This is a genomic window from Stenotrophomonas sp. 116085_Sma (genome assembly GCF_056479585.1).
Window position 1 is genome coordinate 1,255,956 of sequence record NZ_CM151057.1, and the last position, 16,912, is coordinate 1,272,867.

At 67.4% G+C, this 16,912-nt stretch carries 19 protein-coding genes; 12 read left to right on the forward strand and 7 right to left on the reverse strand.

Going from position 1 to position 16,912, the window contains the following annotated elements; all coding sequences use genetic code 11:
• Positions 1-21: 21 nt before the first annotated feature.
• Positions 22-1,074, reverse strand: coding sequence for a TIM barrel protein (locus ACZK0Z_RS05820; RefSeq protein ID WP_197632813.1), 1,053 nt, complete (start codon positions 1,072-1,074; stop codon positions 22-24).
• 95 nt (positions 1,075-1,169) lie between these two features.
• On the opposite strand from ACZK0Z_RS05820, the gene ACZK0Z_RS05825 reads away from it, so the two are divergent.
• From ACZK0Z_RS05825 to ACZK0Z_RS05835, 3 genes are all read left to right on the forward strand, one after another.
• Complete coding sequence (locus ACZK0Z_RS05825) at positions 1,170-2,177, forward strand: LacI family DNA-binding transcriptional regulator (protein WP_197632811.1); 1,008 nt, start codon at positions 1,170-1,172, stop codon at positions 2,175-2,177.
• A gap of 119 nt (positions 2,178-2,296) precedes the next feature.
• Positions 2,297-3,349, forward strand: coding sequence for a diguanylate cyclase (locus ACZK0Z_RS05830; RefSeq protein WP_197632810.1), 1,053 nt, complete (start codon positions 2,297-2,299; stop codon positions 3,347-3,349).
• Between the two features lie 117 nt (positions 3,350-3,466).
• On the forward strand, positions 3,467-4,492 hold the full coding sequence (locus ACZK0Z_RS05835) for an AI-2E family transporter (RefSeq protein ID WP_197632809.1): 1,026 nt from the start codon (positions 3,467-3,469) through the stop codon (positions 4,490-4,492).
• 74 nt (positions 4,493-4,566) lie between these two features.
• Here the strand turns inward: ACZK0Z_RS05835 and ACZK0Z_RS05840 are convergent, their stop codons facing one another.
• The gene (locus ACZK0Z_RS05840; protein ID WP_336339846.1) at positions 4,567-4,746 is read right to left on the reverse strand and encodes a hypothetical protein; all 180 of its coding nucleotides are present in this window, start codon (positions 4,744-4,746) and stop codon (positions 4,567-4,569) included.
• Between ACZK0Z_RS05840 and ACZK0Z_RS05845 the strand changes: the two genes are divergently transcribed.
• From ACZK0Z_RS05845 to ACZK0Z_RS05875, 7 genes are all read left to right on the forward strand, one after another.
• Positions 4,739-6,397 carry a GGDEF domain-containing protein gene (locus tag ACZK0Z_RS05845; protein ID WP_336339847.1) on the forward strand — a complete coding sequence of 553 codons (1,659 nt, stop codon included), beginning with the start codon at positions 4,739-4,741 and terminating at the stop codon, positions 6,395-6,397. The genes ACZK0Z_RS05840 and ACZK0Z_RS05845 overlap by 8 nt on opposite strands.
• Positions 6,398-6,626: 229 nt before the next feature.
• Positions 6,627-7,058, forward strand: coding sequence for a pyridoxamine 5'-phosphate oxidase family protein (locus ACZK0Z_RS05850; RefSeq protein WP_180849188.1), 432 nt, complete (start codon positions 6,627-6,629; stop codon positions 7,056-7,058).
• Between the two features lie 94 nt (positions 7,059-7,152).
• Positions 7,153-7,737 (forward strand): NMCC_0638 family (lipo)protein, encoded by a 585-nt coding sequence (locus tag ACZK0Z_RS05855; RefSeq protein ID WP_197632808.1) that lies wholly within the window; start codon positions 7,153-7,155, stop codon positions 7,735-7,737.
• A 190-nt stretch (positions 7,738-7,927) separates the two neighbouring features.
• Complete coding sequence (locus tag ACZK0Z_RS05860) at positions 7,928-8,395, forward strand: DUF2975 domain-containing protein (RefSeq protein WP_010483460.1); 468 nt, start codon at positions 7,928-7,930, stop codon at positions 8,393-8,395.
• A complete protein-coding gene (locus ACZK0Z_RS05865; protein ID WP_005408494.1) occupies positions 8,395-8,619 on the forward strand; it encodes a helix-turn-helix domain-containing protein in 225 nt (74 codons plus the stop codon). Before ACZK0Z_RS05860 ends, ACZK0Z_RS05865 begins: the two co-directional genes overlap by 1 nt.
• Positions 8,620-8,662: 43 nt before the next feature.
• Positions 8,663-10,204 carry a TerC family protein gene (locus ACZK0Z_RS05870; protein ID WP_197632807.1) on the forward strand — a complete coding sequence of 514 codons (1,542 nt, stop codon included), beginning with the start codon at positions 8,663-8,665 and terminating at the stop codon, positions 10,202-10,204.
• 135 nt (positions 10,205-10,339) lie between these two features.
• Positions 10,340-11,476, forward strand: coding sequence for a metallophosphoesterase (locus ACZK0Z_RS05875; RefSeq protein WP_197632806.1), 1,137 nt, complete (start codon positions 10,340-10,342; stop codon positions 11,474-11,476).
• A gap of 136 nt (positions 11,477-11,612) precedes the next feature.
• Here the strand turns inward: ACZK0Z_RS05875 and ACZK0Z_RS05880 are convergent, their stop codons facing one another.
• The 5 genes from ACZK0Z_RS05880 to ACZK0Z_RS05900 form a co-directional block, all read right to left on the reverse strand.
• Entirely contained in the window at positions 11,613-12,251 is a 639-nt protein-coding gene (locus ACZK0Z_RS05880) for a ferric reductase-like transmembrane domain-containing protein (RefSeq protein WP_197632805.1), read from the reverse strand.
• Positions 12,252-12,336: 85 nt separating this feature from the next.
• Positions 12,337-13,071, reverse strand: coding sequence for an HvfC family RiPP maturation protein (locus ACZK0Z_RS05885; protein WP_049430010.1), 735 nt, complete (start codon positions 13,069-13,071; stop codon positions 12,337-12,339).
• Positions 13,064-13,909: an HvfB family MNIO-type RiPP peptide maturase gene (locus tag ACZK0Z_RS05890; RefSeq protein ID WP_049430009.1), complete on the reverse strand. Its 846-nt coding sequence runs from the start codon at positions 13,907-13,909 to the stop codon at positions 13,064-13,066. Before ACZK0Z_RS05890 ends, ACZK0Z_RS05885 begins: the two co-directional genes overlap by 8 nt.
• A 57-nt stretch (positions 13,910-13,966) precedes the next feature.
• Positions 13,967-14,443 (reverse strand): HvfA family oxazolone/thioamide-modified RiPP metallophore, encoded by a 477-nt coding sequence (locus tag ACZK0Z_RS05895; RefSeq protein WP_197633752.1) that lies wholly within the window; start codon positions 14,441-14,443, stop codon positions 13,967-13,969.
• A 100-nt stretch (positions 14,444-14,543) separates the two neighbouring features.
• Positions 14,544-15,188, reverse strand: coding sequence for an HvfX family Cu-binding RiPP maturation protein (locus ACZK0Z_RS05900; RefSeq protein ID WP_049430007.1), 645 nt, complete (start codon positions 15,186-15,188; stop codon positions 14,544-14,546).
• 342 nt (positions 15,189-15,530) lie between these two features.
• Between ACZK0Z_RS05900 and ACZK0Z_RS05905 the strand changes: the two genes are divergently transcribed.
• On the forward strand, positions 15,531-16,325 hold the full coding sequence (locus ACZK0Z_RS05905) for an alpha/beta fold hydrolase (RefSeq protein ID WP_049430006.1): 795 nt from the start codon (positions 15,531-15,533) through the stop codon (positions 16,323-16,325).
• A 3-nt stretch (positions 16,326-16,328) separates the two neighbouring features.
• A complete protein-coding gene (locus tag ACZK0Z_RS05910; RefSeq protein WP_197633751.1) occupies positions 16,329-16,874 on the forward strand; it encodes a redoxin family protein in 546 nt (181 codons plus the stop codon).
• Positions 16,875-16,912 lie beyond the last annotated feature (38 nt).

The window sequence follows — 16,912 nt, forward strand, 5'->3', positions numbered from 1 at the left end:
CCCTCCCGGGGCGGTATCGGCTCAGAGTCCCAGCATGCGGTGCAGTGATGCAGCGTCGGTGCCGCTGTCGGCAAAGTCGTCGAAGGCGCGTTCGGTCACGCGGATGATGTGGTCGCGGATGAAGGCCGCGCCCTCGCGTGCGCCGTCCTCCGGGTGTTTCAGGCAGCACTCCCATTCCAGTACCGCCCAGCCGGGGAAGTCGTACTGCGCGAACTTCGAGAAGATCGACTTGAAGTCGATCTGGCCGTCGCCGAGTGAGCGGAACCTGCCCGGGCGATCGATCCAGTCCTGGTAGCCGCCATACACGCCACTGCTGGCGCTGGCGCGGTACTCCGCGTCCTTGACGTGGAAGATGCCGATGCGCGCGTGGTAGCGGTCGATGAAACCGAGGTAATCCATCTGCTGCAGCAGCAGGTGGCTGGGGTCGTACAGGATCTTCGCGCGCGGATGATGGTCGACCACGTCGAGGAAGCGCTCGAAGGTCGCGCCGTCGTGCAGGTCCTCGCCGGGGTGGATCTCGAAGCACAGGTCCACGCCGGAGTCATCGAAGGCATCGAGGATCGGGCGCCAGCGCCGGCCGAGTTCGGCGAAGGCCTCTTCCACCAGGCCGGGCGGGCGCTGCGGCCAGGGATAGAAGTACGGCCAGGCCAGTGCGCCGGAGAAGGTCGCGTGTGCGGTCAGTCCCAGCCTCTGGCTGGCCTTGGCTGCCAGCAGCAGCTGCTCCACTGCCCAGGCTTGGCGCGCGGCCGGGTCGCCGCGCTTTTCCGGCGGTGCGAATCCGTCGAACAGGCTGTCATAGGCGGGATGGACGGCGACCAGCTGCCCCTGCAGGTGGGTGGACAGTTCGGTGATCTGCACACCCTGCCCGGCCAGCATGCCGGCAAGGTCGTCGCAGTACGCCTGGCTGCGTGCGGCCTCGGCCAGGTCGAACAGGTGGGGCGCGCTGGTCGGCACTTGTACGCCAGAATAGCCCAGGCCCGCGGCCCAGCCGGCCAGCGTGTCCAGCCGATCAAAAGGAGCTGTGTCGCCGATGAACTGCGCCAGGAACAGCGCTGGACCCTTGAGCGTCTTCAACGTGATTCGCCCTCGATGCAATCGATTGCATTATCCTAGCAGGGGCTCACGCAGGACCTGTTGTGCACTGCACAGCGGGCAGGAGAACTAACGCCATGGCCACCATCTACGACATTGCAAAGCACGTCGGCGTCTCTGCCGGCACCGTGTCACGTGCACTTTCGCGGCCGGACAAGGTGCTGCCGGCGACGCGCGCACGCATCGAGCAGGCCGCCGCAGCGCTGGGCTACGTGCCCAATACGGTCGCGCGCACGCTCAAGACCCAGCGCAGCGGCAAGATCCTGGTCACGGTACCGGATATCGCCAACCCGTTCTTCGCCCAGATCCTGCAGGGGGCGGAAGACGCCGCACAGGCTGTCGGCTATGCGGTGCTGCTGGGCGATACCCAGGACCAACCCGACCGCGAGGAGCGCTACGCGCAGATGCTCCGGCGCAACGAGGCCGACGGCATGATCGTGCTCGGCCATCGCCTGCCACCGACGGCGCGCGAGATTGTCCAGCAGAGGGGAGCTGCTGCGCCGGTGGTCAACGGATGCGAGTTCGACCCCGCGCTGGGCCTGCCCAGTGTGCACATCGACAATGCCGCCGCTGCACACGCTGTCATGGAGCATTTGTACGCGTTGGGCCATGAACGGATCGCCGTGGTCGGCGGGCCGCCGGATAATCCTCTGCACCAGCAACGTCTGGAGGGGGTGCGGGCAGCCGGCAAGGCGCGCGGCCGCCTGCGCAAGCTGAGCGTGGTGCCGGGCGACTTTTCGGTGGAATCCGGGCATGCCGCGGTCGTGGCGCTGCTGGCCGATGCGTCGGCACCGACCGCAGTCTTCTGCTTCAGCGACCAGATGGCGCTGGGTGCGCTGGCGGCCTGCCGCGACCGGGGCATCCGCGTGCCGGACGAGCTGTCCATCGTCGGCTTTGACGATCTGGCCTCCTCGCGCTACCTCACGCCGCCGCTGACGACGATCAGGCAGCCGATGCGGGAAATCGGTGAGCGCGCGGTCAACCTGCTGCTTGCCATCATCGAACACGCGGATGTGCCGCTGCAGCAGACGCTGGATTTCAGCCTGATGGTGCGGGGGTCGACGGCGGCGCCTGGGCCCAGGTGAGGCCAGGGACGCTGCAGGTTCGAGTCCTTGATCCCGAATTGACGTAAAGCTGTCAGACTCACGACTGGCAGCCCGGCAGGGGCCGGGGTGGAACGTGCGATCGCGCAGGGGGGTCGGCAATGCCGTTCTTGACTGACTCGACGGAGGTCGCGGTCGAAGGCGTCGGCGCGGCACGGCGCATCGGCTGGATGCGCTTCGTGGGCAATGGCTTGGGCGCGATTCCCATCGGCTCGATCATGCTGGAGCGCCAAGATGGCGCGCTGCCCTGGGTCCTGTTGCTGCTCAATGCGCTGGCATGGCCGGCGCTGGCGCTGGTGCTGACCCAACGCTCGCGCAAGCCGGCTGCGGTCCAGTTCCGCTGCATGGTGGCCGACTCCTTGTTCGGCGGCGGCTGGATCGCGTTCATGGCCCTGAGCGCCGTACCCAGCGCGTTGTTCGCCGCACTGCTGGTGGCCGACAAGATCGCGGCCGGCGGCGTGCGCCTGGCGATGCGGGCCACGCTGGCTCTGGTGGTGGGCTTCGCGCTCACCTGGTGGGCGCTCGGGTTTCCTTACCAACCCGTGTCGTCGCAACGCACGATCGTGCTCAGCGTGCCGTTCCTGTTCGTCTATGGCATCGGGCTCAGCATCCTCAGCTGGCAGCTGGCGCGTCGGGTGAAGTCGCAGAACCGCCAGCTGCAGCGCCTGAGCCGGATGGATCCGCTGGTCGAACTGGCCAATCGCGGCTTCCTGATCCTGCGTGCGCAGCAGGCGCTGGACAAGGCGCAGGGGCAGGGCGGCTTTGCCTGCCTGTTGATGCTCGATGTGGATGACTTCAAGCGCATCAATGATTCGCACGGGCACCGCGCTGGTGATGAAGTACTGCGGCACATCGCCTCGACCCTGCGCGCCTTCGCCCGGCCCGGTGATACACCGGCGCGCCTGGGCGGCGATGAGTTCGTCGTGCTGCTGCACGACTGCGCGCCCGTGGATGCGATGCACGTAGCCGAGCGGGTCCGCCTGCACCTGCTCGAAGCGGCGCGGCAGGCTACGCCAGGGGTGGAGTTCAGCGTGAGCATCGGCATTGCCGCCACGCCGCGCGGCGGCAGCGTGGAGGATTGGCTGGCCTTGGCCGACCGTGCGCTTTACCACGCCAAACGGCAGGGCAAGAACACCGCCAGCTATGGCGAATGAGTCGGCGCGGGCTGCAGCAGTGCTGTCGCAGCACGAGGCCTGATGCCCGTTCATCCTGCACCCGGAATCGTCGCCGCCAATCCTCTACCATGGGCCACCCCGCCCGGACGTGCCCCCATGCAAGACGCCCTCGTTGCCCAGTCCAAGCCCCCTGTTCCGAGGATCGCGGCCTGGTTGATGATGCTGCTGGGCATGTGGCTGGCGCTGAAGCTGGGCCTGGTGGTGACCCTGCTGTCGGGCCTGCTGGTGTTCCAGCTGACCCACGTGCTGGCGTCCACGGTGGAGGGCAAGCTGCCGCCGGGAAGGGCGCGGGCAATCGCGGTGATCGTGCTGTCGGCGATCATCATCAGCGGACTGGTGCTGGCCGGCATTGGCGTGGCGTCGTTCTTCCGCAACGAGACCGGCGGGCCGGACGCGCTGCTGGCGCGGCTGATGGACATCCTCAATTCGTCGCGCCACCAGGTACCGGCGCTGCTGCAGCCGTATATCCCCGAAGACATGCCGGCGCTGCGTGCGGCGCTGAATGACTGGGCCGCCGAACACCAGCGCCAGCTGGGCGTGGCCGGCACGTCGGTGGTGCAGGTGGGCGTGCGCGTACTGATCGGCATGGTGCTGGGGGCGATGATCGCGCTGTACGACGAACTTCCGCTGCCGAAAATGGGGCCGCTGGCGCAGGAACTGATCGGGCGCACCAGCCGCCTGGCCACCGCGTTCCGCCAGGTGGTGTTCGCGCAGGTGAAGATCTCGCTGCTCAACACCGTGTTCACCGCCATCTTCCTGCTGGGCGTGCTGCCCCTGTTCGGCGTGCATCTGCCGCTGTCCAAGACGCTGGTACTGATCACCTTCATCGCCGGCCTGCTGCCAGTGGTGGGCAACATCATCTCCAACACGATCATCACCATCGTCGCGCTGTCAGTCTCGTTCTACGTGGCCGTGGCCGCGCTGCTGTACCTGATCGTGATCCACAAACTGGAATACTTCCTCAACGCGCGCATCGTCGGCGGTGAAATCCAGGCCCGCGCATGGGAGCTGCTGCTGGCCATGCTGGTGATGGAAGCGGCGTTCGGCCTGCCCGGGCTGGTGGCGGCACCGGTGTTCTACGCTTACGTGAAACGCGAACTGGTCGACCAGCGCTGGATCTGACCCGGCGTGACCTGTCGCATCTGACCGGCTGGACGGGGGGCGCCGGCGTTGTCGGCGCGTTCGCGCGCGCTGCGCTATATCCACCCCGGCGGATCGTACGGCGCTGGCTTGGCGCCGCCGGAGCCGCTCGCTACAGTGAGCCGCACTTCAGGGGAATTCTGCATGGCCGGCAAGGCATCGCCCATCAGGTTGCGGACCTGGGTCTGGATCCTGGCTGGGTTGTTCGTGGTGTGCACGCTGCCGTTGATGGCCATCGCCCTGGTCCAGGGCACGCTGCGCTACACCGGCGCCGAAGACAACCTGGCCAGCCTGCGCCAGCTGCGGCAGACCTTCGATCTCGCCAACCTGGCTTCGGCCGAGCGCGGTCCGGCCAACAGCCTGCTGGGGGCTGACCCGGCCGACGCCGCCGAACAGGCGCGGCTGGCCGCGCAGCTGGCGGCCGCGCGCAAGCGGGTCGACACCGCCATGCTGCAGCTGGAGACCGTGTTCAAGAACGACCCGGGCGTGCTGGATGAGCGTGGCCTGCTGGCCGACGCGCAACGTCGCCTGCAGTCGGCGCGGGCTGCGGTGGACCGGGTGGTGGCGCAACCGCACGATGCGCGCCGGGTGGAGGCGGTGGAGCGTGCGATCAGTGGCATGTTCGCCGTGGTTGATCGCCTGCACCTGCTGACCTCGGCACAGATCAACGTGCTGGTCAGCGCCGACCGTGAAGCGGCGATTCCGGCGATGCAGGGCCAGGTGCTGATCGATCTTCGCGAACATGGCGGCCGCCTGGCCTCGAACGTGATGGCGCCGGTCGCGGTACCGGGGGCATGGCGCGAGGAGCAGGCACGCGCTGCACTGCAGACCGAGGGCCGCCTGCTGGAGCTGTGGCGGTTGGCGGGCAGCCATGAGTCGGTGTTCCGCAGCGACGCGGAACTGTCATGGCACTGGGACATGGCACGACGGCAGTTCTTCGGCGAATCGCTGCCGATGATCGAGCAGTTGATCGAGGATGGCCGCCGTGGTGTACCACCGCCGTGGACCGCTGCCGAGTTCACCACGCGCTACGTGCCTACCCTGCAGTCGCTGGAAGCCCTGCGTGATGGCTACCTGAGCGTGTCCATCGCCCGCTACGAACGCACCCGCAACCGCGAGGCCATGCGCCTGGCTGTGCTGGTGGCGACCGCGCTGGGCACGCTGGTGGTGCTGGGCGTGGCCCTGCGCATCGCCCACCTGCAGATCCTGCAGCCACTGCTGCAGGCGCAGAAGCAGGTGATCCAGCTCGCCACGGATGCACCTGGCCCGGAGCAGCATGTCACCCATCCGCTGGCCGAGATGCAGCGCCTGTTCGACGCCATCGAAGTACTGCGTGAGAAATCGCGCGAGCGCTCGGCACTGACCAGCGAGCTGCGCCAGCTCGCCGGCACCGACGAGCTGACCGGACTGTTGAACAGGCGCGCGCTGGATGAGGTGGTGCAGCAGAGACACGCCGGAGGCGATGCAAGCGCCGTGGTGATCCTGCTGGATGTGGATCGCTTCAAGGCGATCAACGATGGCCATGGCCATGAAGCCGGCGACGAAGTGCTGGTGCAGGTGGCGCAGTTGCTGCAGCACCACCTGCGCCGCAGCGACAGCATCGCCCGCTATGGTGGTGAGGAGTTCCTGGTGCTGCTGGCCGACGGTGATCTGGCCGGTGGCCGCCAGCTGGCCGAGTCATTGCGATTGGCCCTGCAGCAGATGGACATCGCGCTGGCCGGTGGCACCGTGCTGCGGGTGACCGCCAGTTTCGGCGTGGCCGAGGGCGGCACCGACGCGCTGGGCTGGCGCACCCTGCTGCGTGCCGCCGATGCGGCCATGTACCGGGCCAAGGCGCAGGGGCGCGATCGGGTACGGGTCGCGGGTGGCGGTCGCATCACGCGCTGATGGCACGCGTCAGCCAATGCGTGCATGCACCCGTCGCAGCGTCTGCAGGATCGCCCGGCGCGCGATGGGGCGTGCAGCTGCTGCAAACGCAGGTGGGGTGGTGAGCAGCGCGTCACGCACGCGCCACGCGCCCTATCTCGCTTTCTGTGAAGAAGCCGACATTGACCTTCCACGCTTCGGTCACCACTCTGCGCAGACGCTGGGATTTCACTTGATGAAGGACGACACCATGACCCAGCTCACACTGCCCGAACTGGCCAAGAAGATGGCCGACATCGATTTCACCATGCTGCAGACCCGCGCCGGCGGAGAAATTGCCGGTCGTCCGATGAGCAACAACGGTGACGTGGACTACGACGGTGACAGCTGGTTCTTCACCACAGAAGACACCGACATGGTGCACGAGATTGAGGCTGACCCCGCCGTTGCGCTGGGTTTTTCCGGCAGCAGGTCACTGCTGGGCAAGCCGCCGTTGTTCGTGCACGTGCAGGGAAGGGCGGCGCTGGTTCGCGATCGCGCTGTGATGCGCGCGCACTGGGTGAAGGATCTTGAGCGCTGGTTCGAGCAGGGCGTGGATACACCGGGGCTGGTACTGATTCACGTGCGCGCCAGCCGCATCCACTATTGGGATGGCGAGGACCAGGGTGAAATGGCAGTCTGACCCGGCAGCGGGAGGCTGGTGGCCATCGCGGCCATTGCGCGGCGCGCCAGGCCTTTGCCATCCTCCCTGCTGTTTTCCGTAGCGTGGAATCCCGATGCGTCCTGCGTTCTTCTGGCTGGCTTTGGCCCTGCTGCCCACCCTGGCGGTGGCGCAACCCGCGCGTACGCCCAAGGCCAAGGCCCCGGCGCAGGATCCCTTCAGCGAGCTGTTCGATACCGCCTGCATGCAGCACATCGGCGCGCCAGCACGGTTGCAGTCGCTGATGGAATCCAACGGGCTGTCACCGCTGCAGCCCGCCGAGGCTGCAACGTTGCTGCAGGGCCAGCCGGGTGTGGCCTGGATGGTGCCGCTGGCCAGCGGGCGCTATGCGGTCAGCTGGGCCGACGATGGCACCTGCTCGGTGTATGCGGAGAAGGCCGAGGCGGCGGTGGTGCAGAAGGGGTTCGCGCGGCTGGTGCAGGCGGCACCAAAGCCGTTGCAGGTACGCTCGTTGCCGGGCCGCGGGCCGCTGTCGGCTGATCAGGTGGCGATCCAGTACGGCTGGGCCACGCCGGGGCAGGCCAAGCTGCAGGTGCGCTTCCGGCTGGTCACGCGGCAGGCGGCCGAGGCCGGCGTGCAGGCGATGGCCTCGGCCACGCCCGGTGAAGCGATGCTGGAGCCCGCTGCGCCCGGGCCCTGACCGACGGAAGGGGCAGGCTTGCGATTCAGCCTTTCACGCGGGATGTGGTATATCGTTTATCGATAAATCCACTCCGGGGCGGCGAGGCCACCCCAATGCCGGAGGCCGCTTGACCGCTCGTCCCGCCCGCGCCAGACCCGCGCGAGGCCTGTTCACCCTGGCCCAGGCCGCCGTACAGGCCGTCCGGGCGATGTGCTGGCTGGGCATCCTGGCCGCACTGCTGGCCGTGCCGCTGGTCGCCCATGACCGCCGCTGGCTACTCGACAGCGTCCATGATGCCGGTGCTGTTGCCGCGCACGGCAACGACCTGTTCCTGCACTTCTGCCTCGGCCTGGGCGCGATCGTCGCGCTGCTGGTGCTGTGCCTGCTGTTCCTGCGCCATCTGCTGCGGCTGCTGAAGTCGGCGGCGCGCGAGCGGCCGTTCACCCACGCCAACGCGCAGCGCCTGCAACGCATGGCGTGGTTGATGCTGGCGATGGAGCTGCTGTCGATCCTGATCGGCGCTTACGCGGCCTGGATGGGGCCCGACTTCACCTGGATGGAGGTGGGCGGCGGCATGTCGATCACCGGCCTGGTGGCGGTGCTGATGCTGTTCGTGCTGGCACGCGTGTTTGCCGTGGGTGCGGCGATGCGCGATGACCTCGACGGTGTCATCTGATGGCGATCGTCATCACCCTGGACCGCATGCTGCAGGAACGGGGCATGACCCTGTCCGAACTGGCCGGGCGCATCGACATCACCCTGGCCAACCTGTCGATCCTGAAGACCGGCAAGGCGCGCGCCATCCGCTTTTCCACCCTTGATGCGATCTGCCGCGAGCTGCAGTGCACGCCCGGCGACCTGCTCGGGCATGACCCGGCGCAGGCACAGGACGCTGACTGAGTGGTCGCTTTTTTCCCTTACCTACTGACGAAACGGACCTGAAATGGAATGGTTGGCTGACCCCTCGATATGGATGGGCCTTGCAACCCTGGTCGTGCTGGAGATCGTTCTCGGCATCGACAACCTGGTGTTCATCGCGATCCTTGCCGACAAGCTTCCGCCGCACCAGCGCGACCGCGCGCGCGTGATCGGCCTGGCGCTGGCCCTGCTGATGCGGCTGGTGCTGCTGGCGGCGCTGGCGTGGATCATGAAGCTGACCGAGCCACTGCTGACGCTCTTCGACCACAGTTTCTCCGGGCGTGACCTGATCCTGCTGGGCGGCGGCCTGTTCCTGCTGTTCAAGGGCACCATGGAGCTGCACGAGCGGCTGGAAGGCCGCCAGCATGAGGACAATGGCAAGAAGGTCTACGCCAGCTTCGCGATGGTCGTGGCACAGATCGTGGTACTCGATGCGGTGTTCTCGCTGGACTCGGTGATCACTGCGGTCGGCATGGTCGACAACCTGGGCGTGATGTACGCCGCGGTGACCATCGCGATGGCATTGATGCTGGTGGCCAGCAAGCCGCTGACCCGCTTCGTCAACAAGCATCCCACGGTGGTGGTGCTGTGCCTGGGCTTCCTCCTGATGATCGGTTTCAGCCTGGTGGCCGAGGGCCTGGGCTACAAGATCCCGAAGGGCTACCTGTACGCGGCCATCGCCTTCTCGATCCTGGTCGAGGCATTCAACCAGTGGGTACGTTTCAACCGCGAGCGCAACGAGCGCCGCCAGCCGTTCCGCCAACGTACTGCGGATGCGGTGCTGCGCATGCTGGGCGCGCGCCCGACCAATGGCCACGACGACGAAAGTGCTGACGAACACGTCGATGCCGAAGAGCGCCTGCAGCCGGCCGAGCACGAGATGATCCGCAGCGTGCTGGGGCTGGCGGATCGCCCGGTGTCGAGCGTGATGACCGTGCGCGCCGACGTGCAGTGGATCGACCTGGCGCGTGGACAGGACGACGTGGTGGCACGCCTGGTGGCATCGCCGCACACCCGCCTGCTGGTCGGCGATGGTGATCTGGACAGCCTGTGCGGTGTGGTGCAGAGCCGCGACCTGCTGGCCGACCTGCTGCAGGGCAAGCCGCTGCAGCTGGAAGGCAACCTGCGTGAGCCGCAGTACGTGCTGTCCAGCGCCAGTGCGCTGCAGGCGCTGGAACTGATCCGCCAGCACCCGGTGCCGTTGGCGGTGGCGGTGGACGAGTACGGCAGCGTGGAAGGCCTGGTGACGGCCAACGACCTGCTGGCGGCGATTGCTGGTGATCTGGTCGATACCCAGGGCGAGCGCTATGGCGTGGTCGCGCAGGGGGAAGGCCAGTGGGAGGCCGATGGTGCCTTGACCCTGGACGACCTGCAGCGACTGGCCGGCGTGTCGCTGCCGCGCAGTACCGACTACATGACCATCTCCGGCCTGGTGCTGGAACAGTTGGGTCGCCTGCCGGACATCGGTGATGCGGTGGACGTGGCCGGCGTGCGCATCACCGTGCTGGCGATGGAAAAGCGCCGCATCGCCCGCCTGCGGTTGGAGCGCCTCGACCAGCCGTTGTAGAGCCGAGCCCATGCTCGGCTCCGCGGATGTAGCCGGGCATGCGCTCGGCTCTACATTCAAAGCAGCGCAGCATGGCGCGGCTCTACACAACATGGCCCGCAGCCGTCACCATGGCGGGCCCGCTTTCTGTCATGGATGGTTGCAGTGCTGAGTACGATCGGTTTGTTGATGGGCCTGTATGTGGCCTGGCGCCTGTTCTGGCCGCTGCGCATGCCCATCGGGTTGAAGGTCGTGCTGTCGCTGCTGGTGGTGGCCGTGGCCGTGCAGCTGCGCATCGTGGCCACCTTCTGGGGCACGATGGCGTCGCCGGAAATTCCGAAAATGGCGATCGCCGTGTTGGCGACCTGCTCCACTGCCGTGCTGCTGCTGGCGTTGGTGATGCTGGTACTGGACGCCGGCCTGCTGGTTTCGCGCCTGCTGCGTTGGCCGCGCATGGTATCGGCGCTGCGTGCACCGCAGCTGCGGCCGCTGGCCGGCCTGCTGGCCCTGCTTGTGAGTGGCTATGGGATCAGCCAGGGCATGGCCGTACCCAAGCCCCGGCAGATCGACGTGGCAATCAAGGATCTGCCGGCCGCATTCGACGGCTATCGCGTGCTGCAGCTGACCGACATCCACGCCAGCCGTCTGCTGACCGGCGAGTGGGTGCGCAGGGTGGTGGCCGAGAGCAACGCGCTGAAGCCGGACCTGATCGTGATCACTGGCGATCTGATCGACGGCAGCGTCGAGGCCCGCCGCGACGACGCGCGACCGTTGGCCGATCTGCAGGCTCCGGATGGCGTCATCGCCATCACTGGCAACCACGAGTACTACGCGCAGTACCAGGACTGGATGCAGGCGTTCCGCACGCTGCACATGCAGGTGCTGGAGAACAGCCACCTGCAGGTACGACGCGGTGATGCGGCGCTGACCATCGCCGGTGTCACCGACCCGGTGGCGGCACGCTACGGCCTGCCGTTGCCGGATCTGGATGCCGCGTTGGCCGGTGCTAATCCGTCCGCACCGGTGATCCTGCTCGATCATCGCCCACGCAATGCGCGTGAGGCGGCCGCGCGCGGCGTGAAGCTGCAGTTGTCCGGGCATACCCACGGGGGGCAGATCATCGGCATGGACCAGCTGGTGAAGCGGGCGAACGGCGGCTACGTCTCCGGCCGCTACGAGGTGGACGGGATGACACTGTACGTGAGCAATGGCGCTGGCCTGTGGGGCGGATTCCCGGCACGCATCGGCGTGCCTTCGGAAATCACCCTGATCACCCTGCGCCGCGCCCCGTGATCTGAAGTGGGGTCAGATCCCTTTCCGCGAGGAATTCGCTGTCTATCGTGCTGGGATCCCTCTGTAGAGCCGGGCCCATGCTCGGCTGAACCAGAGGCAGCCAAGCATGGGTTCGGCTCTACAGGTAACCGCGTCCTCAAGAACTCCGCAGCGGCGGCCGCGCATGCGTATTGCGCCGCAGCGACTGCGCCCGCTTGGCGATCGCGCGCACCACGACAGCGGTGAAGAGCAACGCGGAGGGCACCGCGTACCCGAAGTTGCCGGGCACGCGCTTGAAGTACGAATAGGTGAACACTGCGGCGATGATCCACATGCCGGTCACGTGCAGGCGACGCCACGCGGTGGGGCCCATGCGGCGGGCGATGCCACGATGCGAGGTGATGGCCAGGGCGAGGATGGCTACATAGCCGATCGTGCCCGGCAGGTTGGCCAGGGCCGAGCGCGCCGGCCAGAACGCGGGGTTGAGGATGCCGAAGGCGGTGATCGCCACCGCATGCAGCAGGTGCGAGAACGCGAACGACAGGCCGACGATGCGACGCTCGCGCAACAGGAAGCGGGTGACCAGGCCGGGCAGCAGGCTGGCGAACGAGGAGGCGGTGAAGGCGGCCAGGAACAGCAGGAACGATGTGCGTGCCGTCACCCGGATCGCCGTGCGGCTGCCCTCGACCACGTCGGGCTGCAGGGTGAATGCCGCCAGTGCGAATGCGATCAGGACCACGGCGATGGCCACGAACAGGCGCCAGCCGTGCAGGAAGGAGGTATTGGAAACAGCCATGATCAGACCTCGAAGAATGGAGATGGGGGGGCACTGGCCTCTGGCCGGCCAAGGAGTGGGTAGTGCCGGCCGCTGGCCGGCACCTTCAACAGTCGCTAGGCACCACCAGCACGCCGGCCGCGCACAGCTCGCCCAGCAGCGGAATGCAGGCTGTGCGCAGTTCGTCGGCGGCCACGCCATGCAGATCGGCCAGTACCTGCAGCGCGTCTTCCGCACGGGCGCCGTCATCGCCGAACGCCGACAGCAGCGCATATGCCAGCGGTGAAAGTTCCTGCACCTGCAGGCTGAAGTCACCCAGGCGTCGCAGCAGCAGCAACGTCGGCATCGCGGTAGGCGCGCCGTTCTGGCCGGCGTCCTCATGCACAGGCCACTGGTAGCCCAGCACCCGCACCAGTGGAGACAGCGCCAGCACGCTGCCTGCCTGTGGCGCATGCAATGGCTGCTGGCCGGTGTCCCGCGCTTCAATGTGCAGTGCCTGCTGCGTGCTTTCGTAATGCGCCAGTTCCGCCACCCAGCCCGGCAGCGCGAGGTCTGCCTGCACGCCCAGCCACGCGGCGAATTCGCCGGCGATCTGCGGGAACAGTGGGGTATGGCAGGCATGCCGCGCGTAGTAGTGCTCCACGGTGTCGCGCCAGCAGGCATCACCCAGTTGCGCCTGCAGGCGCGGCAGGCTGCCTGCCAGCAGGCTGTCCAGGCTGTCGATGCAGAGGCGGCGGTAGACCGCCATCCGCCGTGCATCGATGCCCTCAGGCGCGGGCATCGATGGGTCGCGTACATGGTCGGCCCAGCGCTGCTGCAGGGTGGCCAGCGGCTCAGCCATGGGCCACCTCGGGCAGCAGCACATCGGCCTGCGCGTGGCGGATCTGCTCGACCTCGGCCAGCAGCTCGGCCAAAGGCGGGAAGTTGAAATCGCGCTCCAGCAGGGTGGGGTGGACGCCGACACGTGCATAGGCCTCACGCAGCAGCGCCCAGACCACGCCTTTCACTGGCGCACCGTGGGTATCGATCTTGAAGCCATCGTCCTCGTCGAAGTGGCCGGCCACGTGCAGCGAGGCGACGCGATGCGCCGGCACGCGGGCCAGGAAATCGAAGGCGTCGTAACCGTTGTTGCAGGCGTTGACGAAGACGTTGTTGACGTCCAGCAGCAGGTCGCAGTCGGCTTCGGCGAGTACGGCGTTGATGAAGTCGATCTCGCTCATGTCCGCACCGGCAACGGCGTAGTAGGAGATGTTCTCCACGGCGATGCGTCGGCCCAGCATGTCCTGCACCTGGCGGATGCGAGCGGCAACATGGTGCACGGCCTCGGTGGTGAACGGCAGCGGCAGCAGGTCGTAGACATGGCCGCCGGCGGCGCAGTAGCTCAGGTGTTCGCTGTACAGCTGCACCTGGTGCAGATCGAGGAAGGCGCGCGTCTGTCCCAGCAGCGTGCGATCCAGCGGGTCCGGACCGCCCAGCGACAGCGACAGGCCGTGGCAGGTCAGGCGATGGCGCTCACTCAACTGGCGCAGCGCCGCGCCGTGGGCACCGCCAACCCCGATCCAGTTGTCCGGCGACACTTCGAGGAAGTCGATGGCATTGGCCGGCATCGCCAGCAGTTCATCGATCAGGCCACGGCGCAGGCCGAGACCAGCGCTGGCGGAAGACAGGGGCAGGGACATGCGACGGTACTCCAGGGCAGTGGCGCCGCCGCAAGGGCGGCGCCGGGTGGGGAACGATCAGTCGTTGACGCGGGAGAACAGGCCCTTCGGCATCGGCTTGCCGTTGGCGGTGTAGACACTGCGCAGGTAGTCGTGCGCTTCCTGTTCGCTGATGTAGCCGTCGTGGTCGGTGTCGATGCGGTCGAATTCGGCGGCGCGCTTGGCCGCCACGGCGTTGAACTCGGCACGCGAGACCCGGCCGTCGTGATCTCGGTCGGTGCGGGCAAACGAGGCGTCGCCGCACTTGCCTTCGCCACACTGGCCTTCGACCACCTTGGCCTTGCCGGCAGGCTTGCCGGTGGCAGCCTTGTTGGCGCCGCACTTGCCTTCACCACACTTGCCTTCGGCGGCGGCGCTCATCGCCACGGCACCGATGGCCATTGGCTGGATCGCGGCGGCCTGGCCAGCCAGCAGCAGGCCACCGGCCAGGGCGATGCCGATGGCGCCGATGCGCGGCAGGCGGGAGGAGGGGGTGTTCTTGGTCGAGACGGACATGATGATGACTCCTTGGGATTGGCACGCAGGGCGTGCGGGATGGACGCCGCCTGAAGGCGACGGAAACGAAGGGAAGAAGCGCGGGAAGGGGCGATGCGGATCAGGCGTTGCGGCGACGGCGCAGTACGTAGCCCAACAGCAGGGCGCCGCCGAGCAGCGCGCCACCGAAGCCGACGCCGGGCAGCAGCGCGGCGACCGGCAGCAGCAGGGCGATCAGGCTCACGCCCCAGCCGAGACCGTCGTTGCCCGCCGTGGGGCGCTGCGGGCCGGCCAGCAGGTGGTCCAGGCTGAGCGCACCGCCGCCGTTGAGGATCAGTGGGAGCAGCATGGCCAGGAAGAGCAGCGGCAGCTTGAAGTTGCCGTAGCCCTGGTCGGTGATCGCATAGCCCTGCCAGAGTTCGCCCAGGCCGTTCCACTGGTCGGGCCAGTGCACAGCGGCGATGGCAACAAGGGTCAGCACCCAGAAGATGTAGGCCACCGAGCGCGTGGCCAGGCCCAGCAGCAGCATTACAGCGCCCACCAGTTCCAGCCAGGTGGCCAGCTGCCAGTTGAGTGACGCAGGCAGGGTGGAGAACGGGAACGGGAAACGCCCTTCCAGGTCGGCGAACCAGTTCTGGCCGGCCAGCTTCTCGCGGCCGGATTCAAAGAACTCCCAAGCCAGCAGGATGCGCAGCGCCAATGGCGAGAGCCAGCGGCCGACGGCGTCCAGGCGGGGGGTAACGACGGAAGAGGCAGTGCTGATCATGGTGGTGTCCTGCGGGCCAGTGGTCGATGGAGGCCATTTCAGTCGGCGCAGGTATCGGCAACGTGTGCCGTTGCCCGGGGTTTTGTCAGCGACTGTGGCCGCAGCCCGGGTTTCGTACAGTCGGATACAAAGACGATGCCTGGATGCACATCGGGGCGTTGCGCGCACGCGTGCGGGGAGCCTGATCCACCCGGTAGCACCCAGCAAGGACCGGCGCGCGAATGTATCCCACTGTAGAAACCCGCCTGCGCCCTACAGTCCGGTACAACTCCGCGCCGTGGAGAAACAGCGCCGATACACCGGCAGATGGAAATGGCCACTCCCAACACCGGAGTGCCACCCATGATCCGTACCTCGTTGCTTGCCGCTGCTCTCGCCCTTGCCGGCGCCGCCGCCCCCGCCTTCGCTACCCAGGCCGATACCGCTGCACCGCCCACCGTCATCCTGGTGCACGGCGCCTTCGCCGATGGCTCCAGCTGGAGCAAGGTCATCAGTACCCTGCATGACTGGAAGCTGCCGGCGGTGGCCGTACAGAATCCACTCACCTCGTTGGCCGACGATGTCGCCGCCACCCGCCGCGCGATTGCCGCCGCGCCCGGCAAGGTGGTGCTGGTCGGCCACAGCTGGGGTGGCACGGTCATCACCGAAGCGGGCAATGACCCGAAGGTGCAGGCGCTGGTGTACGTGGCGGCCTTCGCGCCGGATGCAGGGCAGTCTTCGGCGCAACAGGGCGAAGGTTTCCCGGTCGGTCCGGGCTTGGCGCGACTGCAGGAAAGGGATGGCTACCTGACCTTGCCGGCGGATGCCATCGCCCAGGACTTCGCGCCGGACGTGATGAAAAAATCGGCCGCATTGCTGTACAGCACGCAGGTCCCGTTGAAGGCCAGTGCACTGGGCGAGGCGGTGAACGTTGCGGCGTGGCGCAGCAAGCCGAGCTGGTACGTGCTCAGCCGCGATGACCGCATGCTGTCGCCACAGCTGCAGGCCGCGACCGCACGTCGCATCGGTGCACAGCTGCAATCGATCGGCAGCAGCCATGTGTCGCTGCTTTCGCATCCGGCGCAGGTGGCCGACAGCATTCTGGAAGCGGCAGGGGTGAAGCCGGCGGAACTGCCGCTGGCCGAGCAGGGTGGCTGAGCGATGGCCGCACTGCGAGGGTACGCATTGCCGCTGTTGTTGGGCCTGCTGGGCGGAGCGGCGCTGTTGCTGGCATGGCCCGGCGCGGATGCCGGTGCGCAGCCGCTCGCTGCAGCACCGATGGCGGGGTTCGACGGTGGCGGACCCTGGCACAACAGCCCACCGCTCACACTGAAGCAGTTGCAGGGGCAGGTGGTGCTGGTCGAGTTCTGGACCTACACCTGCAGCAACTGCCTCAACGTGGCGCCCTACGTCCACCAGTGGCATACGCGATACGCGCCGCAGGGCCTGAAGGTGATCGGCGTGCACACGCCGGAATTTGCCTATGAAGGGCTGCCCAGCAACGTGCGCAGGGCCATCACACGGTTGGATATCACCTGGCCGGTGGTGCAGGATAACCAGTACCGGATCTGGAATGCCTGGGGCAACCGCTTCTGGCCGGCGCTGTACCTGCTCGACGGGCAGGGGCGGGTGGTCTACCGCCATTACGGCGAGGGCGACTACGCACGTACCGAAAGCGAGATCCAGCGCCTGCTGCCCAGCCCCTGAGCCGCGCTACCATGGCCGCGCAGCGCGGCCCTGACCGC